The sequence below is a fragment of the Alistipes sp. HGB5 genome (assembly GCF_000183485.2).
In the GTDB taxonomy this organism is placed as follows: domain Bacteria; phylum Bacteroidota; class Bacteroidia; order Bacteroidales; family Rikenellaceae; genus Alistipes; species Alistipes finegoldii.
Genome location: NZ_AENZ01000076.1, coordinates 179035 through 199319, shown reverse-complemented (window position 1 = coordinate 199319; position 20285 = coordinate 179035). Strand labels below are relative to the sequence as shown.

Below are 20285 nucleotides of genomic sequence, written 5' to 3'. Positions count from 1 at the left end.
GGCGGAGTATTGCTACTCCCCGCTGCCCCTCGACTTGCATGTGTTAAGCCTGCCGCTAGCGTTCATCCTGAGCCAGGATCAAACTCTCCATTGTATAAATAATGTTTTGTTTTAAATCTTTCGCTCTAATCTCAAAGGTATTGTTTGAAATCACTCTCTTGCGAGAGTGGAAAAAAACTTTTAGCTGCTCAAATACTTCAAAGAACGCTGTTCGATTATATTGCTATAAAGAACAATTTCTTTCTTTTTGTCGGGTTTCGCCTTTCGGCTTTCCCCGTTGTTCTGACCGCGATTTTTCAGCGGAAAGTGGTGCAAAGATAAGTCATATTTTTTGAACCACCAAATCTTTTTGAAAGAATTTTTTCAGAAATTTTCAGAACCTTTTCTTTTATCGTTTCGAACCGTATTTCTTATTCGAAGCGGGTGCAAAGGTAAGTCATTTTTCTGAATCTCCAAAAGATTTCGGAACTTTTTTCAAAATTTTTCAGAACCTGTTTTTGTGTTTCGGAGTAGTGTTTCTCTCTCGAAGCGGGTGCAAAGATAAGGGCATTTAATCGCTATTTCCAAATATTTCGGAGACTTTTTTTCAACATTTTCGGAGCCATTTTCACACCCTGCTATGCGTCAGCGAGTTAGTTGTGAAAAATTTTTAATATATTTGTCCCCACAAGAGATCGGACAGAATGAAACGAAGCTTATTATATATAGGTATACTTTTTTCGGCTGTTTCATGCGGCCGGAACGACCATGCACTGCAATCGGGCGACCTGCTCTTTCAGGCCGGAGAAAGTTCGGATATGACCGGAGCGATCACCGCGGCGACGGGTGAAAACGGACGGTTGAATTTCTCGCACGTGGGAATCGCCGTGGTGAAAAACGGAGCGGATTCGGTACTCGAAGCCACGACGAACGGCGGGGTCCGGCTTACGGCACTGCCGGAATTCCTCGCCCGGTCGGCAAAAATCGGCGGACGTCCGGCGGTCGTCGCCATGCGATTGAAGGATACTGCGGGAGTTTGCGAAGCGGTCAGGCGGGCGCAAAATTACCTCGGACTCCCCTACGACTACTCCTTCCGGCCCGACAACGGGAAATTCTATTGCAGTGAACTGGTCTGGGAATGTTACCGGACAAGCGACGGTTCGCCGATCTTCACGGCCCGTCCGATGAACTTCCGGGCGGAAGACGGCACGCTGCCGCAATTCTGGACCGAGCTTTTCGCCCGCCGGAGCGAATCCGTCCCGGAAGGCGTTCCGGGCACCAACCCCAACGACATGTCGCAGGAGAGAACGCTCCGCGAAGTATACCGCTGGTTCTAAACGATCCGCTCGACGGTCACATCGGGATTCTCACGCAGCAGATCGACATAGCGTTCTTCGTCGGCATTCCCCTTTGCCCGGATAACCAGCGTCGCACGGTATACGACGCCGTCGGGACTGCGTTGCGCCTCGACCTCATAGGAGATCACGGCGTATTCACTGCTTTGCAGCTCGTTGAACATGGCGTCGATCGCCTTGCGGTCGGCGGCCGAAAAGACGACCATGATCCGGCGGCGCCCCAGCCTGCCGAAAAAGAGCGTCAGCACCTCCAGCGCAAAGAGCGTAAGCAGCGTGGCCGCTCCGGCCACGACATACATATGTCCTCCGGCCGCAAGTCCGATTCCCGCCGTGGCCCACAAACTGGCCGCCGTCGTAAGTCCCCGCACCAGCTGCCGGTGAATGATGATCGTGCCGGCGCCGATGAAGCCGATGCCGCTCACCACCTGCGCCGCGATACGGCTGGGATCAAGCCGCAGTCCGTCGTGCGTGGCCAAAAAGCCCTCGAACCCATACTGCGACACGATCATCATCAGGGCGCTGCCCAGCGCGACCAGAAAATGGGTGCGGAATCCCGCATCCTTGACCCGGTACTCGCGGTCAAGTCCGATCACCGTGCCGCAAAGGCCCGCCACACACAATCTCAATATCAAATCCCACTCCATCTCCATAGTTCCGCGGTTTTATTCCCTATCAAATATAGTACAAATTATCGGGACGGACAAACCGGATGCCTGCGTGCATATGTGCCGGAACAGGCGGACGGAACGACAGGCCGACACGAAGAAGCCCTCCGCACGGAGCGGACACCCCTTGCGCCGGAAAACGTTTTCCGGTGAAAAAGAGGAGAATTTTCCGTCTCAAGGTTGCAGAGTGCCGAAATTTTCGTATCTTTGCAGGCTATGTTTAACTAATTAACTATTTACGACAATGCCGAAAATGAAAACCAATGCCGCTGCGAAGAAGCGTTTTACCTTCACCGGCACAGGAAAGATCAAGCGCAAACACGCTTATCACAGTCACATCCTGACCAAAAAGACGACGAAACAGAAACGCAACCTCTGCTATTCGGGTACCGTTTCTGCGGCTGACGAAGCCAAAATCAAGAACCTGCTCGTCAAGTAATTTCCGGGCGGACATTTTATTAATCGGAGCGAAACAGCCCCAAAGAATGCGGGAGAACCGCATCGCTGACAGCTCTTCAAAAACTTTACAGTATGCCACGTTCAGTCAACGTTGTTGCGTCACGCGCAAGAAGAAAGAAAGTTTTGAAACTTGCCAAAGGTAACTTTGGTTCAAGGGGAAACGTTTGGACCGTTGCGAAAAACACGGTCGAAAAAGGTCTGTGCTATGCTTATGCACACCGTCAACTCAAGAAGCGGACGTTCCGTTCGCTGTGGATCACGCGTATCAACGCCGCAGTCCGCGCGCAGGGAATGACCTATTCGCAATTTATCGGCAAAGTCAACGCCAAGGGCATCGCCCTCAACCGCAAGGTTATGGCCGATCTGGCGATGAACGAGCCGAAAGCATTCGAGGCAATAGTTAAAGCAGTTAAATAACCTCTCTGCGGAAAGGTTTATAGCGGCGGATACCTCGGTATCCGCCTTTTTTAATTCCGATATATAACCGGACGATGCGGTTTTCGATAAAATCGGCAGTAATTTCCGGATTTTATCGTACATTTATACACTTATATCTAAAACAAACCATATGCGACACTTTTTCCTTTCGCTTGCCGCCGCGTCCGCAGCGCTGCTCTGCGGTATCGGAACTGCGCACGCCGTTCCCGCCAAACCGGGTCTCATCCAAGTAACCCAGAGCGACGGCACGCAACTCACCGTCCGTCTCGTCGGAGACGAGCGCCGCCACTACATGCTCTCCTCAGACGGCTACACGCTGACCGGAGGTCCCGACGGCGACCTCTACTACGCCGAGCTTTCGGCTTCGGGAAAACTGATCCCGACAAAAGTCAAGGCCCGACCGGTAAACGCACTCACCGCCGATGAGAAAGCCGTCGTCTCACGACTGGGGAAGGAGCTCAAACCGACCTACGTCAAACCGATGGTCATGCCGGCGCCGCAGCAAACGCAGGCCCCCGTGCTTCCCGCAGCCGGAAAGCCCGCCCCTCCGCGGCGCATCACCTCGGCCCAAACCACAGGCCGGCTCAAATCGCTGATTATCTTGGTGGAGTCCTCCGACAAGAAATTCGCCTCGGCATCGGCGCAGCAGGATTTCCGCAACCTGCTCATGCAGGACGGCTACAGCGTCAACGGCGCGACGGGCAGCGCATGGAATTACTATCAGGACAACTCCAACAGACTGTTCGATCCCGAATTCGTCGTGGTGGGTCCCTACAAAGCCTCGAAAACATCGGCATATTACGCCGGGAGCGAGGGTTCGGACAATGTACCGGAACTGATCGTCGAAGCATGCCGGCTGGCCGATAACGACGTCAACTTCACCGATTTCGCCGACAACGGAGTCATACGCGACGTCTTCGTCTTCTACGCCGGGCGCGGACAGGCAGACTCAGGCGATACGCAAAGCATCTGGCCGCACCGGTGGGACGTACGGGTTAATTCGAAGTATCTAGATGTCCGATTCGACGGTGTACAACTGCAGGGATACGCCTGCGGCGCAGAGCTGAACGGCGGTTACCAGATGACCGCCATCGGCACCTTTTGTCACGAATTCGGCCATGTGCTGGGCTGGCCCGACTTCTACGACACCGACTACTCGGCATCGGGCGGCACCGCCCCGGCGCTGGAGAGTTTTTCGCTGATGTGTTCGGGCAGCTATAACAACACAGCCGCACGCCGCCGTCGGTCAACATACTGGAACGCTGGATGGTCGGCTGGGCCGAACCCGAAGAGGTCACGGAAAACGGGCTTTACACGCTTGCTCCGGTCTCGGAGAACAAAGGCTATCTGGTGCAGACGCCGACGACGAACGACTATTTCCTGCTGGAGAACCGCGACACCCGGAACAACAAGTGGGATCAGCCCCTCAACAGCGCAGCAGCGTGCCGCGGCCTGCTGGTATACCATGTCGATTACACCAGCAGATACGCCCCGCAGTGGTCCTACAATACGCTCAACAACAATCCGGCCCACGAATGTATGAAACTCGTGCGGTCGGTTCCGGGCCGGTCGTCCTACGACGTTCCCCAGAAGACGTTCTTCCCCGGCGCGAACAACATCACGTCGCTCTCGCCCGAAACCAACGCGGACTATATCTCATGGAACAGCGGCAAACCTTCCGTTTCGTTCAGCGATATAAAACTCGACGGTTCGCAGGTCCGGCTGTCGGTCAAGACCAAGGCCAATCTCAAGGCCGAGGTCAGCGCCAAGCAGTACGACGCCCTGCTGACATGGGAGGGCGATCCGGCCGCCGAGTGGGAGATCACATGGAAATCGGCAGGCACACAGCGTTCGGAGACCGTAACGGGATGCAACGCCTTCCACATTACGGGTCTGTCGCCCGCCACCGAATACGCACTCTCCATCGCACAGGTATCCGACACGGTGGACAGCAGCAAAGACATGGTCTTCAATACGGAGCCGACCTACACCTATAAAAGCGTACGCATCTGCGTTCCGGATGAGGGATACACGCACGACACGCCGGTCATGCTGAGTCTGCTCGACTACCGCGGCAAGATCGGCCGGATCGACTGGTACATCGACAACCGGAAGACCGAAAACACCTACACGACTCTCGCGGCAGGCGAACACACCATCATGGCCGTCGTCACCGACGCCGAAGAGGAGTCGCAGCAGTATATCGTCAAATACATCACCGTCAAATAGCATCCGCCATGAAACACCTCAAATATCTTCTGCTGATCTGTCTCGCGGCCGCAGCCGCCTGCTCGAAAGACAAAACCGAAGACCCGACGCTCAAGGCCCAGCGCACGGCGTTGCAGGAGACCCAAGCCGTAGGAATCTACCGCAGCGGAGAAGCGCTGCGGCTCTTCGACAAGGCGAAGCAGCAGCTGTTCGTCGATCCGACGACGCTTACGTTCCGCATTCAGGACGACGCGGGCCTGAAATTTGTCAGTCTCCAGCTGGAGTCGATGCCCTCCGACGGACAGAAGGTCCGCGGCACCTTCACCGACAACACGGGACTCAACATCGGCAGCATCGAAGATTTCGTGCTGCTCAAATCGGACAAACAGCACTATTGGTTCTGGTCCGATCAAACGCGTGTAGGCTTCGTCTTCCCGCGGATCGGCATGTAACCGCAAAAACGCAGCGTGGAAAACTGGAAAAAGACATTCGCCGTCATCTGGAGCGGACAGCTGGCCTCGATCCTGAGCAGTTCGGTCGTCGCCTTCGCCATCATCTTCTGGGTGAGCCTCGAAACAGGCTCGGCGCAGGTGCTGGCGCTGGCCGCCATTGCCGGCATGCTTCCCCAGTCGCTGCTGGGTCCGCTGGTCGGCGTCTATGTGGACCGCTGGGACCGCAAATGGACGATGATTCTGGCGGACAGTTTCATCGCGTTGTGCACCCTGCTCCTCGCCGTACTTTTCTGGCTCGGCGTCGCCCGCATGTGGCATATCTACGTGCTGCTGGCCTGCCGTTCCATCGGGTCGGCTTTCCACACCCCCGCCATGCAGGCTTCGGTGCCGCTGCTCGCGCCCAAGCAGCAGCTGACGCGCATCGCCGGCATCAACCAGATCATCAGTTCGCTGTCGAACATCATCGGGCCCGCGTTCGGCGCCCTGCTGATCAACCTGACGGGCATCGGCAACATCCTGCTGCTGGACGTCGCGGGGGCCTTTATCGCCTGCACCACCCTGCTGCTGGTCCGCATTCCCAATCCCGAACGCAGCACGGCGCAAAAGCCCAGTCTCTGGCGCGAGTTCCGCGAAGGGTTCGGCGCCATGCACGCCGTTCCGGGCATGGGCTGGTTTTTCACGCTGGCCGTCCTCGTGTGGTTCTTCATCATGCCCGTCGGTGTGATGTTTCCGCTGATGACGCTGCAGCACTTCGGCGGAGGGGCCTACGAAATGAGCCTGATCGAGATCGTGTGGGGCGGCGGCGCGCTGATCGGCGGCGCCGTCATGGGCGCCCGAACCTACCGCGTCAACCGCATCGTGCTGATAAACCTGATGTACCTGACCATCGGACTGCTGTTCGCCGCTTCGGGCATGCTGCCGCCCACGGCATTCGCGCTCTTCGCCGCCCTTTCCCTGATCGAAGGCGTCACGAGCAGCGTCTTCAACTCGTCGTTCGTCTCCGTCATCCAGAGCTGCATCGACGCGGGAGTGCTGGGGCGCGTCATGTCGCTGTACTACAGTTTCGGACTGCTCCCCTCGGCGATCGGACTGCTCGGCACGGGATTCCTCGCCGAGCATGTCGGCCTGACGACGACCTTCGTCATCGCCGGCACGGTCATCTGCTGCATCGGACTCATCGCATTCTGCATCCCTTCGGTCATGCGGCTCGACCGACAATCTTCCTGACGACGGAAATACAGGGCGACAAAAAAAAGAGCGAGGCCGACAAGCCCCGCTCTTTTTCATTCGGATAAAATTCCCTAAACCGTCACAATGTGACCGGCATAGGTGATCGTCTGACGAAGCCGCGTACCTTCCAAGGTGATCTCCACGATGACATCCTTCGACGGATAGAGACTCGGATTGTAGCCGTCGCCCAGCGACGCTTCGATCTTGCCGCCGTAAAGAGCCGACGAAGAGTAATACTCGCCGTTGGTCATCCTGAGACTCATCGTCGTCGCCGAAATGCCGTCATAGGTGTTGAACGTGCGGCCCGTAGCCGTGCCGTTCAGCATGAACTTCTTGCCGGCGCAGTCCGTATAGGTGAAATTCACGTTCTCAGGCTTCACCGTAAATTTGCCGTTCCAGTTGGAAGTCAGCTCCTCGGTCTTGCCGACATAGGACTGCTGAGCCTCCAGCCCGATTCCGTAAGCGCCCGACGACTCGACGAAATAGAGTTTCGTCAGACCGCCCGTCAGCGTGATGGCCTGCATGTCGCCGCCCGAATAGCCCATCGTCAGTTTATCCTCGAAAGTAACGGTCCACGGCTTGCTCTCCGTAGCATCTTTCAGCAGCGCCGTCTCGTTGGTGTTGATCAGCAGCGTGCCCTTGCGGACATAAGTGTCGAGGTCGGCATAATCGGCATCGAACGTAATTTTGTAACCGTTCGCCGTAGTCTCGACTTTGGCATTGCCCAGCAACTGCCTTTTCAGCAGTGTATTGCTGCTGCCGACCGTCACTTCGTCGATCGTTTTCTGCTGTTTGTCGGCCTCGGCCACCAGCATCGCAAGCCGCAAGCCGAAGTTGGCCTGCTGCATCGACACGATATTCTGGTTCATGGCACCGGTGTAGATGTTAAGCCCCGGTTGTACGGGCTTCAATTTCTTGTAGGTGTCGTCTTCCTTCATACACCCGCTAAAAACCAGCGACATAGCCACGGCCGCTACAAATAAAACTTTTTTCATCATAAGAATTTCAATACTAAATTATGCGATATAAACGTACAAATTCGAAAAATACTGCGCCCCGGCGCAAAAAAATGCACATTTATTCGATTTTTTGCCAATAGACCGAACGGCTGAACCCCAGCAGCGATCCTTTGACGCGCAGCGTCCGGTCGTCCTCGAACGACACCTCGACCTTGTAGCTCTTGCCCTTGGTCGGGTCGTACACGCGGCCGCCGTTCCAGACGCCCTTCTCCGCATCGTATTTCACGCCGTCCACCACCACGACCCGGTCCGCACGCCCCGACCGCTTCGACTTGTCGGGATTCTTCGCGTCGAGTTTGGGCGTCCCGTCGGGGTTGTTCGGGTTCCTGAGCCAGACGATCTGCCCGCGGTAGGTGCCGTCGGGCCGGCGCGTGAACTCCACCTTGGACTCCTTGCCCTCCTCCACGGCCTTGTAGATGCCCACAATCCGGTCGGCATCCTGCGCCGCGACTCCCGCAGCGGCAAACAGCGCGGCCGCCAGCACGATCAGTTTTTTCAAAGTCCCTTTCATCGTTTTTCAAATTCGAATGCGGGCCAAAGGTACGAATATTTCACTTTTTTTCACTATATTGCCCTTGTTATGTACAATATTTGAGGAATGAACCCAAAACTCTTGTTACTTATGTCCCTCCTTTCACTGCTCGGCTGCGGAAAGAAAGCAGCGCCCGAATACCCCGCCGACACGCTGACCACGCGCGACGGCACGCAAATCACGATCACCTTCTTCCGGCACGCCTCGCTTTCGATCGAGGTCGGCGGCAAATACGTCTATGTCGATCCCGTCAGCGGCTACGCCCGATACGCGGCGTTGCCGAAGGCCGACGTGATCCTGATCACCCATTCGCATTACGACCATCTGGACGTTGCGGCCGTCGAAGCGATCCAGACGCCGCAAACCGAAATCCTCTGCGACCGCACCTCGGCCGAAGCGTTCGAAATGAACTGCTACACGATGCGGCCGGGCAGCGTCGCCGCACCGCGCGACTACCTCAAGGTCGAGGCCGTAGCCGCCTACAACACCACCGACGGGCACCTGCAATTCCACCCCAAAGACCGCGAGGACTGCGGCTATATCCTTACCGTCGGCGGCACGCGCATCTACATCGCAGGCGATACGGAGCCTACGCCCGAAATGAAAGCCCTCAAGAATATCGACATCGCGTTCCTTCCGGTCAATCAGCCCTACACGATGACCGTGGATCAGGCCGTCGAAGCGGTCAAGGCGATCCGCCCGGCGGTCTTCTATCCCTACCACTACGGCGAAGTCGAAGAGAAAACCGACACCGCCCGTCTCGTCCGCGAGCTGGAAGGCGTCACCGAAGTCCGCATACGGCCGATGGAATAGGCCGCGCAATCACACGAACGGCTGACAAAAAAGGGAGGACCGCAAGTCCTCCCTTTTCAATAACAAAACCCGGCCGCCGCTATTTCTTCGCGTCGGCTTTCTTCGGCTCGGCCTTCACCTTGAGCGAAGCGAAGCCCTTGACGATATTCTCGTCGTTGTTCTTCGTGCCGTCGTATACCACGGTCACCTCTTTTTTCGGCAGATCGACCTGCACGTCCTTCACGCCCTTGCCCAGCGACGGAACGTTGTTCATGATCTTCTTGACGCAGTGCTCGCAGTCGATGTCGGTCGTAAACACCGTCGTCACCGTTTTCTTGTTGGCAGGCTTCTCCGCCGCGCACATGCCGACACCCATCACAAGGGCAAGGCAAAGCATTAAAATCTTTTTCATCTTCGTGTTATTTTAAGGTTTGAATCTCTTTTTTCCGCAGAGCGCATCAATAGAGGTTGAAGCGCAGACCCGCGTAAAACTTACGTCCCATGAGCGGTCCCCAGACGTTCATCGAGTTGAATCCCGTCGAAAAGGGATTGTCCGCATTCAGAATCGGGTCGTGCTGACGGTAGTCGGCGATATTCTCGCAGCCGACATAAATATCGAACTTGCCGATCTTGCGGCTCACCTGCGCGAAGAACATCGGGTAGCGGGGCGAATACTTGTCGTCGGCCAGATTTCCGGTCTGCGTCGGGATGCGCGCGGGACCGTTCAGCTGCGCCGTGGCGTCGAACACCCAACGGCGGAACTTCGTGGCATACTGGATATTGAGCAGCGTCTTGTACTTGCTCACCAGCGGACGCTCCACGCGGGCCGTCGTTCCGTCGGGACGGTCGATCGTCATTTCGCTGTTCGTATAGCGGAACGTCGCGAAAATATCGAGCCGCTCGACCGGCGTCCACGAGAAGTCGATCTGGTAGGTGTCCGTATAGGAGCGTTTGTCCGAGTTGTAGAGAAGTATCTGGTCGGCGTTATACTCCTGATCCGCGATCACCGAGTTGTAGAACTGCGTGCGGAAATAGTCGAAGCTCAGCGTCGCGTCGTCGGCGCTCACCAGCCCGAAGGTCTGCGTCAGGCTTCCGCCCACGGTCAGGGCCTTTTCCAGCCGGTTGAACTTCGAGAAGTCGCTGTCTTTGAAAACGATCGCGCGGCCCGTCGCCAAAATACCGATATTGTCGGTGATGACATTGGTCGAACGGTACCCCAGTCCGGCCGAGCCGCGCAAGGTCGTCGAAGGGGTGATGTTCCAGCGGATATGGCCGCGGGGCGTTACGAAGAACTTGTCGTAGAAGGCGTTGTAATCGCCGCGAACGCCGGCAACGATCGAGAACTTGTCCTTGACGGCATAGGTGTACTCGGCATAGGCGCCCACCTCCTGCTCGCTGCGGTCGAAATCGTAGAAACGCGACTTCGCGGCCTCGATCCACGGCGTATTGTTGGCCAGACTCTCGCGGTAATACTGCAGCTGCGCCTGCGCGCCGACGATCAGCGACGAACGGTAGGTGAAGTAGTGATTGTACATCAGGTTCATCGCCAGCGCATTCTCGTTGCCCTTGTAGTCGTTCAGACCGAAGTAGGCGTTTTCGTTGAAGTGGTCGAAGTCGGCCACGAACGCGAGGTTCGAACGCATCTCGTCCTTCTCGTCGGGATCGTATACCGAAGGACCGACGGGCATACCTATTTTAAAATAGCCGTTCGCGCCGCGGTTGCGGATCTTCGATCCGTAAAGCGTGCCCGGCTGGTCCCATTTCTCGCGCATCTGGTCGCGCATCGAATTCTTATAGTCGAGCATGCCGCCCAGCCGGTTCTCCTGCACGAACTTCCAGCCCCAGCGAATCTGCGTGCCGTTGTCGGCGGCATAGAGCCATTTGTTGGCGATGTTGAACTGGTCGGCCAGCGGCAGGTCGCGGAAACCGTCGTCGTTGTGGTCCATCTTGCGCACGTCGGTGTCCATCGAACCGTGCAGCAGGATCACGCTCGACAGTTTCTTGTTCTTGGAAACGGGAAACGCCGTCGAGATATTGGCTTCGGGACGCAGCTCGTCGTCGAGGTAGAGGTTCACGAACAGACGCTCGTCGTCGGTAGGCTTGCGGTGTTCGAGGTTGATCTGGCCCGTGATGGCTTCATGGCCGGCCGTAACCGAGGCCACGCCTTTGGAAACCTGAATCGAATTGAGCCACATGCCCGGCGTGTAGCTCAGGCCGTAGGGGGCGCTCAGGCCGCGCATGATCGGACGGTTCTCGTCGAGAATCTGCGTATAGGTGCCCGCAAGGCCCAGCATCTTGATCTGACGCGCGCCCGAAATGGCGTCGCTGTACCCCACGGTCACCGAAGCCGAATTCTCGAAGCTCTCGGCGAGGTTGCAGCAGGCCATCTTGCAGAGACCCGCGAACGAAATCATCTCGTTCTTGACAATGCCGTCGCGCTTGACGAAGTTGCCGCTGAGGTTGCCCTCGACCACGACGTCCTCCAGCTCCACGCCGTCCGCCCTAAGTGCGAATTCGATCCGCTCCGCGCCGTTCGCGACGTGCAGCGTGTCGTTCACGAAGCCCAGATACGAAGCCACCAAATTATCGTAACCTTTCACGCGGTGGAGCAGAAAAGCTCCCTCGGCGTCGGTGCTGGCGCCGATCGTGGTACCCTCCCAGTAGACCGAAGCGCCCACCAGCGGCTGGTTGTCGGCATCGCGGACCACGCCCCGCAAATCCTGCGCGCTGAGGGTGCCGCACACAGCGAGGGCTGAAACAGATAAAACTAAAATTTTGTTGATTTTCATTACGTTCCGTTATTGGTTAAAACTGATTCCGGACGGATGCACGCAGCATCCGCCCCAAAAGGGTTTCAAGCCAATACGGGAGGGGCGCGGAGTCCCGCGCAGCGGACATGGCCCCGTTCGACGAAGGGGGCGCAGCGTCCGACGGTTTTCTCCCCGCCGAGCGAGATGTCGGCAGGCTCCGGAGCCTCGGCCACCAGCGCGGGCGGCAGGTCGGTAACCGTACAGCGGGTCGATTTTTCGTTGTCCTGCGAGAATGTATAGAGATCGATCTCCGTCGAATGGTGATTGCCGCAGCAGGTGGCCTTCAGCGACGCGGTTCCGTCGGAAGTATCCGCACCGTGCTGGCAGTGATGACAGCATACGTGCGCGGCACGGGCCTTCATCGCGACGCACTTGCACGAAAGCGACACATACGCGGGTCCGCCCGTCGCCAGCAGGTAGACGGAAAGCAGCAACAGCGATATGAGTCTTTTCAGTTTCATGCAATAATATTAGGTTCCGGCTACTCCAGCACGCCGCATTCGGCGAGCTTCCCCGCCCACGCCTGCGCGTCGCGCAGGGCGGTAGCCTCGTCCACCTCGTAACGTTCGGTAAGCAGGCCGGCGGCCTCTTCGGTGGTGAAATCGCGGCCGCGGAGCGTCTCCCAAAGATAGAGCGACGAGTCGTTGAGCGCAAGAATCCGGGTCATATCGGCACCGACGCGGCCCGGCATGATAATCACATGCTCCCCCGCCATCTCGCGCACTTTGAACTTTTCGCTTATCTTCATTTGTCGAACGTTTAACCGAATGCAAAAGTATGAAAAATTCCTCAAACCGCCTAATTTTTCCTACCTTTGTGTGCATGGAAGGGTCCGCAGACAAGATTTTCGAGGTGCTGAAGCGCTACTGGGGCTTCACCGAATTCCGTCCCGTACAGGAGCGGATCATCCGCTCGGCGATGGCCGGGCGCGATACGCTGGCCCTCATGCCCACGGGCGGCGGCAAGTCGCTGACCTATCAGGTTCCGGGACTCGCGCAGCCGGGACTGTGCATCGTCGTCACGCCCCTGATCGCCCTGATGAAGGATCAGGTGGACCGCCTGCGGGCGCGGCGCATTCCGGCCGTCGCCATCCATTCGGGACTCTCGCCGCGGCAGATCGACATCGCACTGGACAACTGCGTCTACGGCGACGTCAAATTCCTCTATGTGGCTCCCGAACGGCTCGCCACCGAAGCCTTCCGTCTGCGCGTGGAGCGCATGAAGGTCTCGCTGCTGGCCGTGGACGAAGCCCACTGCATCTCGCAGTGGGGCTACGACTTCCGCCCTTCGTACCTGCGCATCGCCGAACTGCGCGAAAAACTGCCGGGCGTTCCCGTGCTGGCACTCACGGCCTCGGCGACCAAGCTCGTGGCCGAGGACATCATGCGCCACCTGCGCTTCGCCGAGCCGCATATCCTGCGCAGCAGTTTCGCGCGCCCCAACCTCTCGTACAGCGTCCGCCGCACCGACGACAAAAACGGGCAGCTGCTCCGGCTGGTCCAGAACGTTCCCGGTTCGGGCATCGTCTACGTCCGCACGCGCGAAGGCACCGAGCAGGTCGCCGACATGCTGCGCCGGCAGGGCGTGACGGCTGCGGCCTACCACGGCGGCATGGGACACGCCGAGCGTTCGCTGCGGCAGGAGGAGTGGGTCGCGGGCAGGACGCGCGTCATGGTCGCCACCAACGCCTTCGGCATGGGCATCGACAAACCCGACGTGCGGTTCGTCGCCCACTACGCCATGTGCGATTCGCTCGAAAGCTACTATCAAGAGGCCGGCCGCGCAGGCCGCGACGGCGTGCGCAGCTACGCCCTGCTGCTGACCTCCCCCGACGACGGAGGGCGCATCATAAAGCGTTTCGAGCAGGAATTTCCGCCACTCGAAAAGATCAAGGACATCTACGAAAAGGTCTGCTCCTACCTGCAGATCGGCATCGGCGACGGCGCCGAAGCTTCGTTTCTGTTCAACATCCACGACTTCTGCGCCCGCGAGCACCTCTACTCCGGCACGGTGCAGAGCGCGCTCAAGCTCCTGCAGCAGAACGGCTACATGACGCTGACCGACGCGCAGGAAAACCCGGCGCGGATCATGTTCTGCGTAAGCCGCGACGATCTCTACCGCATCCGCGTCCAGCGTGACGAACTCGACCACTTCCTCCGCACGCTGCTGCGCCTTTACAACGGCGTCTTCACCGAATTCCGCCAGATCGACGAGGGCGAGATCGCCACGTGGAGCGGCTACACCGTCGAGCGGGTCAAGGAGCTGCTCAAACGGCTCTGGCAGCTGCGCGTGATCCGCTACGTCCCCTCCAACCGCTCGCCGATCCTCTTCATGAACGAGGAGCGGCTTCCCCGCGCCGACCTCTACATCTCTCCCGACACCTACAAACGGCGTCAGGAGCTGATGCGCGAACGTTTCGAACACATGCTCGACTACGCCGCCAACGAAACCCGCTGCCGGAGCGCCGTGCTGGAAGCCTACTTCGGCGAGGGCGATCCCGCGCCGTGCGGCGTCTGCGACATCTGTCTGGCCCGCCGGCGCGCCGCAAAACAAAAATCCGCGGACGCCGCCGGCAATGCGGCGGAAAGCCTGCGCAAAGAGGTGCTCGAACGGCTGGCCCAAGGCCCCGCCGACCCGCGCGAACTGGCCGACGGATTTCCGGGCGGCGTGCAGCGGACCGGCGAAGTGATCCGGCAGCTGCTTGACGAGGGCCTGCTCGCCACCGGCAAGGACGGGAAAATCAGGCTGAAATAACCCGGCGCCCCGACGCCTGATCGCAAAAAGGTCTGCGAACATGTCGTTTTCCGGAAATAATTCCGTAATTTTGTGGGAACGTTCCATCGCATGACTACGACAAATAATTTTACCGATAAAATAAGCAACGAGGAGACCGCCGCGCTTCCCGCCATCGAATTCAAGGGCGAGATCCGCATCATCGAGCATGAGCGCGACATCGTGCCGGCCTGCAAGTTTCTGATGAAACAGGCCGTCGTGGGCTTCGACACCGAGACGCGCCCCTCGTTCCGTCCGGGCATAAGCTACCGGGTGTCGCTGCTTCAGCTCTCGACCCCGCAGCTCTGCTTTCTGTTCCGGCTGAACAAGATTCCGCTGGCCAAGCCGATCCTTCAGGTGCTCGAAACCGACTCCATCCTCAAAATCGGCGCCGACGTGGCGGGCGACCTCCGCTCGCTGCGCCAGATCCGCCACTTCCGCGACGGCGGATTCGTGGACCTGCAGTCCATCGCCCCCGAATGGGGCATCGAGGACAAGAGCCTGCGCAAACTCTCGGCCATCGTCCTCCGGCAGCGCGTCTCCAAAGCCCAGCGTCTGAGCAACTGGGAGGCCGCGACGCTCACCGACAAACAGAAACTCTACGCCGCGACCGATGCGTGGGTCTGCACGGCGATCTACGACAAACTGCTGCACACACCCAAAATAAAACGTCCCAAAGCATGACACCTCAAATCTACCTGCGCAAAGGCAAGGAAGAGTCTCTTATGCGCCGCCACCCGTGGATTTTTTCGGGAGCCATCGACTACATCAAGGCCGAAGACGAATCGGAAATCGCCGAAGGCGCTCTGGTCGAAGTATACACCCGTTCGGGCGAATTCATCGCGCAGGGACACTACCAGATCGGTTCGATCGCCGTGCGCGTGCTGTCGTTCTGCCGGGAGACGATCGATCAGGAGTGGTGGAACCGCCGCATCGCCGTGGCGCACGACGTTCGTCGCACGCTGGGACTTACGGACAATCCCGACACGAACTGCTACCGGCTGGTGCACGGCGAGGGCGACGCCCTGCCGGGACTGGTCGTGGACATCTACGGCACGGCGGCCGTGGTCCAATGCCACTCGGTCGGCATGTACCACGCCCGCATGGAGATCGCCAAGGCGATACGGGCGACTTACGGCGACAAAATCACGGCCATTTACGACAAAAGTTCGCAGACGGTGCCGTACAACGCCCGGCTGGGCGCCGTGGACGGTTATCTGTGGGGCAGCTCCGACCACGAATCGCACATCGTGACGGAAAACGGCGAGAAATTCCTCGTAAACTGGGAGAAAGGCCAGAAGACGGGCTTTTTCCTCGACCAGCGCGAAAACCGCGAACTGGTGAAACGCTACGCCAAAGGCCGCACGGTGCTCAACACCTTCTGTTACACGGGCGGATTCTCGGTCTACGCCATGGCGGGCGGCGCCCGAAAGGTCTGCTCGGTGGACTCCTCCGAACGCGCCGTGACACTCGCCACCGAAAACATGGTGCTCAACTTCGGCCGGGAGGCCGACTTCTGCGAGATTGCGGCCGACGCCGTGGAGTATCTCAAGGACATCGGCGACAAATACGACCTGATCATCCTCGACCCTCCGGCCTTCGCCAAACACCACAAGGTGCTGGGCAACGCCCTGCAAGGCTACAAGCGGCTCAACGCCCGCGCCATTTCGCAGATCAAACCCGGCGGCATCCTCTTCACGTTCTCCTGCTCGCAGGCCGTATCGAAGGAACTGTTCCGCACGACGGTCTTCTCGGCCGCAGCCATCGCAGGCCGCAACGTACGCATCCTGCACCAGATGACGCAGCCCGCCGACCACCCGATCAGCATTTACCACCCCGAAGGCGAATACCTCAAAGGACTCGTGCTCTACGTCGAATAAGATGGCGAAAACCGCAACCGATCCGGGGTACGCCGCCTGCCCCATCCGCAATATCGTGGACCGCTTTGGCGACAAATGGTCCCTGCTGGTGCTCTACAACCTGCACACGGGCGGGCGTCTGCGCTTTTCGGAGATACACCGCCGGATGACCGACATCTCGCAGAAGATGCTCGCCTCGACCCTGCGGCGGCTCGAACAGGACGGCCTGCTTTCGCGCACGGTCTACCCCGAAGTGCCGCCGCGCGTCGAATACGCCCTCACGCCCCGCGGCGAATCGCTCATGCCCCATCTTGTCTCGCTCATCGGCTGGGCGCTGGAAAATTTCGACGCGATCGTCAGCGACCGCAACTCCCTGCAAGCAACCGGACCGGATCTATAAATCACGCACCCGAAACCGCCAAGCAGCAGGCTTCGGACCATCGCGGTCCCCGCAACTCAGCCCGCCCCATCGTCCGCCCTCTCAGATGCCACGGCAATCGGTTCCTGCAACCGTCCCTGACAGACTTCCGTTCCAGCCCCGCCAAACACGCCCGACAAATGCACCCGGCAAATGCACCCGGCAAATGCACCCGGCAAATGCACCCGGCAAATGCACCCGGCGGCGCCATGTCCGCTCCAAATAGAAAAAAAGTCCCTTTCGGGACTTTTTCTATTTTACCTTTTCGAAAACATAAACCTCATGCAGTTCCTTGTCGTAGCCGGGATAAAAGCCCTTGACCATCCCCAACACGATCCGCGAACCGCGGTTGGCCAGCACCAGCAATTCGTCGGTCTGCGGATCTATCGCCAATCCTTCGATTTCGCCCGCACGCAGGAAATCGGTCATCGCGCGAAACGGCAGCGCCGTCGCATAACTCTTCCCGTCGCGCATGTCGGCGATATAGATCGTATCCGGCTCGTCGAGGTCCGCATCGCCGTCATCGGCCGAGATCAGCATCCGGCCGTCCACCATGAAGATCCCCTGCTGCCACTGCGGAACCGGACGCAGATGCACCTTGCGGACATACTTCCCCGTCTTGAGATCATAGCCGTACAGATAGCGGCCGTCCACCCAGTCCGACATCCAGACCATGTCGTTGTCCCGGTCCACGGCCAGTCCGCTCACCTCGACCTGCCCCGATTCGGGGTCCCAGTCGATCGAACGCTTCCATTTCAGGTTGTCCGCATCGTAAACGGCGACCTGAATGTTCTCGCCCTTGCCGTCTTCGAAAGTCTCGATACCGGCATACAGCTCGCCGTTCCACACGTCGATATCGCCCAAGTGATTGGCTTCGAGCGGCAGTCCTTCGAACGGGTGTTCGTTTTCGGCGACCAGCCGCCCCTGCTTGTCATACTTGTAGAGCGCCGTGCTGCCCGAAACGTAATAATAGTTCGAGTCGGCGGCGATTCCCTGCCGTCCTTCGACCGGAACGATCCGTTTGAGCCGATACTCCCCGCCGAGACTCTGCGCCCGGAGCGCCGTGCCGGCCGCCATGAGCGCCAGCACAAAAAAAATTCGTTTCATCATAGTCGTACGATTTTACACATCCGCACCAGAGCAAAAACAAGGCCGGAGACGCACACCCGGTTCAAAGGTTTCGTCTCCGGCCTGTTCTCTGCAGTCCATTCAACAGCCCGAACGCTTCGGGCCGGTTCTGACCGCTCCCGGTCAATTCCAGTCGGGTCCGGTCTCTTCCCGAAGGCTTCCGGTCCGGGAACTACTTGCGTTTGGCCCGCTGCTGGGCCTCCTGCTGACGCATCAGCTCCTCGTAGCGCTGCTGGAATTTCGATTTCTTGCCTTTCGACTTCCTCGCGGCATTGGCCTGCATCACGGCATGAATCTTCTCGTCGTCCACGATGCGGCGGATGACGAGCGTCTGCCCGATCGTGAAGAGGTTTGACAGCAGGTAATAGTAGCATAAGCCGCTCGAATAGCTGTTGAACCACAACAGCATCATGATCGGCATCATGTAGACCATCATAAACTTCATGCCGGCCATCTGGGGCTGCGACGAAGCGGTCTGCTGGTAATTGAAGTAGGAGTAGCCGAACAGCGACACGGCCATCAGCAGCGCGAACAGGCTGACATGGTCGCCGTAGAACGGGATCGAGAACGGCAGGTTCACGATGCTGTCGTACGACGAGAGGTCGTCGGCCCAGAGGAACGGCTGCTCACGCAGCTCGATAGACGCCGGGAAGAAGCGGAACATGGCGATCAGGATCGGCAGCTGGATCAGCATCGGAATACAGCCGCCCATGGGGTTGATGCCGGCCTTTTTGTAAAGTTCCATCGTCGCCTGCTGCTTTTTCATGGCATCCTCCTTCTTGGGATACTTCTTGTTAAGCTCGTCCACCTGCGGTTTTATCAGGCGCATCTTGGCCATCGACACGTAGCTCTTGTAGGTGAGCGGCGAGATGACGAGCTTCACGAGAATCACCAGAATCAGGATGATGATGCCGAAACTGCCGATGTAGTTGCGCAGGAAGTCGAAGACCGGAATCACACACCAGCGGTTCACCCAGCCGAAGATACCCCATCCCAGCGGAATCAGACGCTCCATATGGAGGTCCGCACCGTTGTTGTCGGTGACTTTCTTCAGGATCGCATATTTGTTGGGACCGAAGTAGAATGCGAAATCATATCCTTCGACCTGCGCCGAGTAGGGCACGGCCATCTGTACGGAGAAACTCTTGAGCAGCTCCGAGCCGGGAGCCGCCGTATCGAAGGCCATGTTGGCGCTGGAGACGTTTTGCGGCGCGATGAAGACCGACGAGAAGAACTGCTGCTTGAAAGCCACCCAGTTCACCGCCGTCGATACGCTCTTCGACTTGGCGCCGTCACTCATGCCCAGCTCCTCGATCGAACTCTCGCCCGGAAAACGGTAGGCCAGCGTCGTGTACATGTTTTCGTTCTGGAAACCCTTCTCGTTCTGGTACGAGACATTCGACCAGTCGATGCCGATCGAAGTCTGGTTGGCCATCTGCGGGGCCATGTTCACCAGCCGGACGTTGAAATCCACGAGGTAATCGCGCTCCGGAGCCTGCTTATTATATATAAGGTACTCGTATTCGAGCCATGCGTTCTCCGCCACCGCAAGACGCATCGTCACACGCCGGGCATCGCCTGCCGTCTCCACGGGTTCAGCGCGGAAGACGTAATCCATCGTATTGACCTTGACGTTGTTCAGGCCGTTCTTCACATAGAACGACATGTCGAACCGGGCGCTCGCAGGGTCCATCAGCTCGATCAGTTGGTCGCGCTGACCGCGGGGTGCGTACTTGGTGTAGTCCTTGAGCGTCACGCCCGTGATCTGTCCGCCGCGCGTCGAGAAACGCACCGTCATCACCTCGTTCTCCACCGTAAACTCTTCAGGCTCTGCCTCCTGCGCCGCGGTCAGATACTCGCCCATCGCGGCGATCCGACGCTGACGCACGGTCTGGGCCAAATCCGCCTCCGCTTCGGGCGCCGTCGTCTCACCGGACGCCGCAACCGCACTCTCCGCAGCGCCGCCTGCCACGCTGTCCGCCGCGGGAACCGCGGGACGCGAAGCGGCGGCTACCGAATCCTGATAGGCCTGCCACGCGGCCATTTCCTGCTGATATTTCTCCTGCTGTTTGGTATTGACATAGGCGAATCCCAGAAAAAGGACCGCCACGACGACAATACCCAAAATTGTTTTTTTATCCATCTAAACGTGTTTGCTTCTTACTTTGT

At 58.4% G+C, this 20285-nt stretch carries 21 protein-coding genes and 1 rRNA gene; 12 read left to right on the top strand and 10 right to left on the bottom strand.

Features of this window, described 5'->3' with window-relative positions; translation table 11 throughout:
* A 16S ribosomal RNA gene (locus HMPREF9720_RS13495) occupies nt 1-94 on the bottom strand; the annotation flags it as partial.
* Nucleotides 95-683: 589 nt separating this feature from the next.
* On the opposite strand from HMPREF9720_RS13495, the gene HMPREF9720_RS13490 reads away from it, so the two are divergent.
* On the top strand, nt 684-1316 hold the full coding sequence (locus HMPREF9720_RS13490; protein WP_009598774.1) for a YiiX/YebB-like N1pC/P60 family cysteine hydrolase: 633 nt from the start codon (nt 684-686) through the stop codon (nt 1314-1316).
* Here HMPREF9720_RS13490 and HMPREF9720_RS13485 read toward each other — a convergent pair.
* Nucleotides 1313-1984, bottom strand: coding sequence for an MgtC/SapB family protein (locus HMPREF9720_RS13485; RefSeq protein ID WP_009598799.1), 672 nt, complete (start codon nt 1982-1984; stop codon nt 1313-1315). The two genes, HMPREF9720_RS13490 and HMPREF9720_RS13485, sit on opposite strands and share 4 nt — an antisense overlap.
* Before the next feature lie 259 nt (nt 1985-2243).
* On the opposite strand from HMPREF9720_RS13485, the gene rpmI reads away from it, so the two are divergent.
* The 6 genes from rpmI to HMPREF9720_RS13460 all read left to right on the top strand — a co-directional run bounded on the left by rpmI (nt 2244) and on the right by HMPREF9720_RS13460 (nt 6783).
* Complete coding sequence (gene rpmI / locus HMPREF9720_RS13480) at nt 2244-2438, top strand: 50S ribosomal protein L35 (protein WP_009598828.1); 195 nt, start codon at nt 2244-2246, stop codon at nt 2436-2438.
* Between the two features lie 92 nt (nt 2439-2530).
* Nucleotides 2531-2875, top strand: a complete 345-nt coding sequence (rplT, locus tag HMPREF9720_RS13475) for a 50S ribosomal protein L20 (RefSeq protein ID WP_009598791.1) — start codon at nt 2531-2533, stop codon at nt 2873-2875.
* Nucleotides 2876-3026: 151 nt separating this feature from the next.
* Nucleotides 3027-4439: a M6 family metalloprotease domain-containing protein gene (locus HMPREF9720_RS13470; protein ID WP_009598857.1), complete on the top strand. Its 1413-nt coding sequence runs from the start codon at nt 3027-3029 to the stop codon at nt 4437-4439.
* A complete protein-coding gene (locus HMPREF9720_RS15705) occupies nt 4436-5125 on the top strand; it encodes a hypothetical protein (protein ID WP_009598813.1) in 690 nt (229 codons plus the stop codon). Before HMPREF9720_RS13470 ends, HMPREF9720_RS15705 begins: the two co-directional genes overlap by 4 nt.
* An 8-nt stretch (nt 5126-5133) precedes the next feature.
* Entirely contained in the window at nt 5134-5556 is a 423-nt protein-coding gene (locus HMPREF9720_RS13465) for a hypothetical protein (protein ID WP_009598919.1), read from the top strand.
* Nucleotides 5557-5571: 15 nt separating this feature from the next.
* On the top strand, nt 5572-6783 hold the full coding sequence (locus tag HMPREF9720_RS13460; protein ID WP_009598819.1) for an MFS transporter: 1212 nt from the start codon (nt 5572-5574) through the stop codon (nt 6781-6783).
* Nucleotides 6784-6857: 74 nt separating this feature from the next.
* On the opposite strand, the gene HMPREF9720_RS13455 is transcribed toward HMPREF9720_RS13460, so the two are convergent.
* Both HMPREF9720_RS13455 and HMPREF9720_RS13450 read right to left on the bottom strand, forming a co-directional pair.
* Nucleotides 6858-7781 carry a hypothetical protein gene (locus tag HMPREF9720_RS13455; RefSeq protein WP_244076458.1) on the bottom strand — a complete coding sequence of 308 codons (924 nt, stop codon included), beginning with the start codon at nt 7779-7781 and terminating at the stop codon, nt 6858-6860.
* A gap of 82 nt (nt 7782-7863) precedes the next feature.
* Nucleotides 7864-8304, bottom strand: a complete 441-nt coding sequence (locus HMPREF9720_RS13450) for a DUF2147 domain-containing protein (protein WP_175282417.1) — start codon at nt 8302-8304, stop codon at nt 7864-7866.
* A 123-nt stretch (nt 8305-8427) separates the two neighbouring features.
* Here HMPREF9720_RS13450 and HMPREF9720_RS13445 point away from each other — a divergent pair, with 123 nt between their 5' ends.
* Nucleotides 8428-9150, top strand: coding sequence for an MBL fold metallo-hydrolase (locus HMPREF9720_RS13445; RefSeq protein ID WP_009598775.1), 723 nt, complete (start codon nt 8428-8430; stop codon nt 9148-9150).
* Nucleotides 9151-9229: 79 nt separating this feature from the next.
* On the opposite strand, the gene HMPREF9720_RS13440 is transcribed toward HMPREF9720_RS13445, so the two are convergent.
* From HMPREF9720_RS13440 to HMPREF9720_RS13425, 4 genes are all read right to left on the bottom strand, one after another.
* Nucleotides 9230-9541 carry a heavy-metal-associated domain-containing protein gene (locus HMPREF9720_RS13440; RefSeq protein WP_009598804.1) on the bottom strand — a complete coding sequence of 104 codons (312 nt, stop codon included), beginning with the start codon at nt 9539-9541 and terminating at the stop codon, nt 9230-9232.
* A gap of 46 nt (nt 9542-9587) precedes the next feature.
* Nucleotides 9588-11918 (bottom strand): TonB-dependent receptor, encoded by a 2331-nt coding sequence (locus HMPREF9720_RS13435; protein ID WP_009598847.1) that lies wholly within the window; start codon nt 11916-11918, stop codon nt 9588-9590.
* A 65-nt stretch (nt 11919-11983) separates the two neighbouring features.
* Complete coding sequence (locus HMPREF9720_RS13430) at nt 11984-12400, bottom strand: hypothetical protein (RefSeq protein ID WP_009598800.1); 417 nt, start codon at nt 12398-12400, stop codon at nt 11984-11986.
* A 20-nt stretch (nt 12401-12420) separates the two neighbouring features.
* Nucleotides 12421-12687, bottom strand: a complete 267-nt coding sequence (locus HMPREF9720_RS13425; protein ID WP_009598854.1) for a PqqD family protein — start codon at nt 12685-12687, stop codon at nt 12421-12423.
* A gap of 74 nt (nt 12688-12761) precedes the next feature.
* Between HMPREF9720_RS13425 and HMPREF9720_RS13420 the strand changes: the two genes are divergently transcribed.
* The 4 genes from HMPREF9720_RS13420 to HMPREF9720_RS13405 all read left to right on the top strand — a co-directional run bounded on the left by HMPREF9720_RS13420 (nt 12762) and on the right by HMPREF9720_RS13405 (nt 16970).
* Nucleotides 12762-14693: a RecQ family ATP-dependent DNA helicase gene (locus HMPREF9720_RS13420; protein ID WP_039940745.1), complete on the top strand. Its 1932-nt coding sequence runs from the start codon at nt 12762-12764 to the stop codon at nt 14691-14693.
* Nucleotides 14694-14783: 90 nt separating this feature from the next.
* Nucleotides 14784-15395, top strand: a complete 612-nt coding sequence (locus tag HMPREF9720_RS13415; RefSeq protein WP_009598866.1) for a 3'-5' exonuclease — start codon at nt 14784-14786, stop codon at nt 15393-15395.
* The gene (locus tag HMPREF9720_RS13410; RefSeq protein WP_009598767.1) at nt 15392-16591 is read left to right on the top strand and encodes a class I SAM-dependent rRNA methyltransferase; all 1200 of its coding nucleotides are present in this window, start codon (nt 15392-15394) and stop codon (nt 16589-16591) included. Before HMPREF9720_RS13415 ends, HMPREF9720_RS13410 begins: the two co-directional genes overlap by 4 nt.
* A gap of 1 nt (nt 16592) precedes the next feature.
* The gene (locus tag HMPREF9720_RS13405; RefSeq protein ID WP_009598844.1) at nt 16593-16970 is read left to right on the top strand and encodes a winged helix-turn-helix transcriptional regulator; all 378 of its coding nucleotides are present in this window, start codon (nt 16593-16595) and stop codon (nt 16968-16970) included.
* Nucleotides 16971-17240: 270 nt separating this feature from the next.
* Here the strand turns inward: HMPREF9720_RS13405 and HMPREF9720_RS13400 are convergent, their stop codons facing one another.
* Together HMPREF9720_RS13400 and yidC are read right to left on the bottom strand one after the other, a co-directional pair.
* Nucleotides 17241-18095 carry a hypothetical protein gene (locus tag HMPREF9720_RS13400; RefSeq protein ID WP_205124016.1) on the bottom strand — a complete coding sequence of 285 codons (855 nt, stop codon included), beginning with the start codon at nt 18093-18095 and terminating at the stop codon, nt 17241-17243.
* Between the two features lie 193 nt (nt 18096-18288).
* The gene (yidC, locus tag HMPREF9720_RS13395) at nt 18289-20259 is read right to left on the bottom strand and encodes a membrane protein insertase YidC (protein ID WP_009598870.1); all 1971 of its coding nucleotides are present in this window, start codon (nt 20257-20259) and stop codon (nt 18289-18291) included.
* Between the last annotated feature and the right edge of the window lie 26 nt (nt 20260-20285).

What these genes read in the sequence shown, in the direction of transcription:
- HMPREF9720_RS13455 (WP_244076458.1), bottom strand. Translation starts at nt 7,781, where the DNA reads ATGAAAAAAGTTTTATTTGTAGCGGCCGTGGCTATGTCGCTGGTTTTT.
- HMPREF9720_RS13430 (WP_009598800.1), bottom strand. Translation starts at nt 12,400, where the DNA reads ATGAAACTGAAAAGACTCATATCGCTGTTGCTGCTTTCCGTCTACCTG.
- HMPREF9720_RS13485 (WP_009598799.1), bottom strand. Translation starts at nt 1,984, where the DNA reads ATGGAGATGGAGTGGGATTTGATATTGAGATTGTGTGTGGCGGGCCTT.
- HMPREF9720_RS13490 (WP_009598774.1), top strand. Translation starts at nt 684, where the DNA reads ATGAAACGAAGCTTATTATATATAGGTATACTTTTTTCGGCTGTTTCA.
- HMPREF9720_RS13425 (WP_009598854.1), bottom strand. Translation starts at nt 12,687, where the DNA reads ATGAAGATAAGCGAAAAGTTCAAAGTGCGCGAGATGGCGGGGGAGCAT.
- HMPREF9720_RS13415 (WP_009598866.1), top strand. Translation starts at nt 14,784, where the DNA reads ATGACTACGACAAATAATTTTACCGATAAAATAAGCAACGAGGAGACC.
- HMPREF9720_RS13470 (WP_009598857.1), top strand. Translation starts at nt 3,027, where the DNA reads ATGCGACACTTTTTCCTTTCGCTTGCCGCCGCGTCCGCAGCGCTGCTC.
- HMPREF9720_RS13440 (WP_009598804.1), bottom strand. Translation starts at nt 9,541, where the DNA reads ATGAAAAAGATTTTAATGCTTTGCCTTGCCCTTGTGATGGGTGTCGGC.
- HMPREF9720_RS15705 (WP_009598813.1), top strand. Translation starts at nt 4,436, where the DNA reads ATGAAACTCGTGCGGTCGGTTCCGGGCCGGTCGTCCTACGACGTTCCC.
- HMPREF9720_RS13405 (WP_009598844.1), top strand. Translation starts at nt 16,593, where the DNA reads ATGGCGAAAACCGCAACCGATCCGGGGTACGCCGCCTGCCCCATCCGC.
- rpmI (WP_009598828.1), top strand. Translation starts at nt 2,244, where the DNA reads ATGCCGAAAATGAAAACCAATGCCGCTGCGAAGAAGCGTTTTACCTTC.
- HMPREF9720_RS13410 (WP_009598767.1), top strand. Translation starts at nt 15,392, where the DNA reads ATGACACCTCAAATCTACCTGCGCAAAGGCAAGGAAGAGTCTCTTATG.
- HMPREF9720_RS13420 (WP_039940745.1), top strand. Translation starts at nt 12,762, where the DNA reads ATGGAAGGGTCCGCAGACAAGATTTTCGAGGTGCTGAAGCGCTACTGG.
- yidC (WP_009598870.1), bottom strand. Translation starts at nt 20,259, where the DNA reads ATGGATAAAAAAACAATTTTGGGTATTGTCGTCGTGGCGGTCCTTTTT.
- HMPREF9720_RS13445 (WP_009598775.1), top strand. Translation starts at nt 8,428, where the DNA reads ATGTCCCTCCTTTCACTGCTCGGCTGCGGAAAGAAAGCAGCGCCCGAA.
- HMPREF9720_RS13400 (WP_205124016.1), bottom strand. Translation starts at nt 18,095, where the DNA reads ATGAAACGAATTTTTTTTGTGCTGGCGCTCATGGCGGCCGGCACGGCG.
- HMPREF9720_RS13465 (WP_009598919.1), top strand. Translation starts at nt 5,134, where the DNA reads ATGAAACACCTCAAATATCTTCTGCTGATCTGTCTCGCGGCCGCAGCC.
- HMPREF9720_RS13435 (WP_009598847.1), bottom strand. Translation starts at nt 11,918, where the DNA reads ATGAAAATCAACAAAATTTTAGTTTTATCTGTTTCAGCCCTCGCTGTG.
- rplT (WP_009598791.1), top strand. Translation starts at nt 2,531, where the DNA reads ATGCCACGTTCAGTCAACGTTGTTGCGTCACGCGCAAGAAGAAAGAAA.